At 61.7% G+C, this 2,084-nt stretch carries 2 protein-coding genes and 1 pseudogene; all 3 read right to left on the bottom strand.

All coding sequences use genetic code 11. The features are described 5' to 3' along the window. Positions 1–1,451, bottom strand: a 1,451-nt coding sequence (gene tnpC, locus NKH49_RS34600) for an IS66 family transposase (RefSeq protein WP_352930154.1), incomplete at its 3' end; no start/stop codon positions are given. Positions 1,452–1,505: 54 nt separating this feature from the next. Continuing rightward, positions 1,506–1,859, bottom strand: coding sequence for an IS66 family insertion sequence element accessory protein TnpB (gene tnpB, locus NKH49_RS34595; protein ID WP_014761846.1), 354 nt, complete (start codon positions 1,857–1,859; stop codon positions 1,506–1,508). Continuing rightward, positions 1,840–2,084: pseudogene (locus NKH49_RS34590) on the bottom strand (IS66-like element accessory protein TnpA); the annotation flags it as partial. The gene tnpB and the pseudogene NKH49_RS34590, both read right to left, overlap by 20 nt.

The raw sequence follows: 2,084 nt of genomic DNA, 5'->3' as shown, positions 1-2,084 counted from the left end.
GCGCGGCAGGTCAACATCAGGCTGTAGATGACGGCGCTGGCCCTGGCTCCGTCGACGGTATCGCTGAACAGCCAACTTTTCCGGCCAGTGGCAAAGATTCTGATGTCACGCTCGAGAAGATTGTTGTCGATCGGCATGCTGCCGTCCTCGGTGTAACGAGTCAGATATCCCCATTGGTTCAGGGTGTAGGAGACGGCGTCGCCGAGCTTGCTGTCCGGCAAGACTTTTGGGGCGATGTCGTCGAGCCATGCCTTGAGAGCCTGGAGGATCGGGACACTATGTTGCTGGCGGAAGCGGCGAATGCAGTCATCTCGCGTTTCGCCGTCATCGGGGATTTCGTTCCGCGCCTGCCTTTCAACCCGATAGAGCTGTTCGAAGAACCGGAGCGCCTGTTCCGGCGGGCCGCCGCCTTTCTTCCTCGCCTTTAGGGCATCGACGAAGCGCCGCCTGGAATGGGCCATGCAGCCAAGATGCGTTGCCCCTTCCAGCGTGCGCCAGGCGGAATAACCGTCGCTCATCACGATGCCGCGGTAATCGCCCAAGAAGGTCTGCGGGTGTATCTGGCCGCGACCCGGCTGATAATCGAGCAGCACGATCGGCTCGTCACTGTCGTGGCCGCTCCGGTATGCCCACATGTACGAGGTGCTGGTGGCCTCTCTGTCCATTTCCTTCAGCACCTGGACCGTGGTCTCGTCGCCATGGATGAGGGGCTGCGATCTGAGCCGCAGCTTCAGCACCTCATAGATGCGGGCGAGATGCTTTTCGCTCGAGCCGATCACCCAGTGACCCAGAGCGCCACGGCTGACAGGAACGCCCGCGCGCTCGAAGGCCTGCGCCAAGCGGTAAAGCGGTGTGCCGTCGACGTATTTGTGAACGAGCGCGAAGGCCAGCGTCGAAGCCGTGGCGATGCTGCCCGGCAAGGGTTGCGCGGGCATCGGCGCGGTCACGACCGGCGTGTTGATGCCGGTACGGTCGCAATGACGGCAAGCATATTTGAACCGCACATTCTGCAGGACCTTCGCCTTCACCTCGATATGAAGTTGCTCGGTAACGGCCTCGCCCATGCGATGCATCTGGTGACGGCAGCAAGGACAAGCCTTCTGATCGTCGGGAAGGTCATACTCGACGCGCTCGCGCGGCAGGTTTTCCGGCAAGGCCTTGCGGCCGCGCTTCTTTCCCGTCGCCCCTTCGCTCGCCGGCAAGCCCGTGTCCGGCAGGACAACGACGCCGCCATCTTCGTTGTCGGCGGCGTCCTCATCCGCGGCCTGTTCGGCTTCATTGAAGAGGCGGTCAATGTGCTTTTCACTGCGCGGCGCAAAACGATGCAGTCGTGCAAGCGCCAGCTCTTCCTCGAGTTTGACGACGCGTTCGGTGAGTTGACGGTTCTGCGCCTGCAGCGCAGCAATACGCGCCATCAACGCTTCAACAGTCGGTTCGCCGGGTCGATTCATCAGATTCTTGAATCGAAAGCATGCCGCCGCGTCAACCGCTCAATTCGAGAGCCCTCAACCCGCAACCTGATATTGCCGCACCGGATGGCGGACCATCGCATCGATGTCGATGCCGTCGAGGATCCAGTGCAATTGCTCGGTCGTAAGCGTGACCACCGCTGCCTCCCGGCGCGGCCACCGGAACTTGTCCTCGGTCAGCCGCTTCAGGACCAGCACAAAGCCCGACCGATCGAAGAACAGGAGCTTCATCCGGTCGCGACGGCGATTGCAGAACGCAAAAACCGCCGGAGCAAACGGATCGAGCGCCATCGTCTCTTGGACCAGAACCGCAAGGCTGTTGATGCCGGCCCGGAAGTCGATCGGCTCGCGGTGCAGGTAGACTTTCAGGTCAGCGCCCAGTCTGAACATGACCCAGTGCTCCGATGGTCGCCGTCAACGCATCCACATCACCGCATTCCAGCGTCAACGTCACGCCGTTCGGCAGCGACGCGCTCACCTTGGCTGGAGAGGAAAAAGGCGCTGTCCTTTTCGATGCCGACCTACGTGCCCCATCGCAAGTCCCCGGCAAATCCACCGCAGCCATGCTGCTCTGTCGCAGCAAGGCCCGATCGGAAGTGCTTTCAATCTGAACCG

The organism is Mesorhizobium sp. M1088 (genome assembly GCF_040318575.1).
In the GTDB taxonomy this organism is placed as follows: Bacteria; Pseudomonadota; Alphaproteobacteria; order Rhizobiales; family Rhizobiaceae; genus Mesorhizobium.
This window is presented reverse-complemented; position numbering and strand designations above follow the sequence as displayed.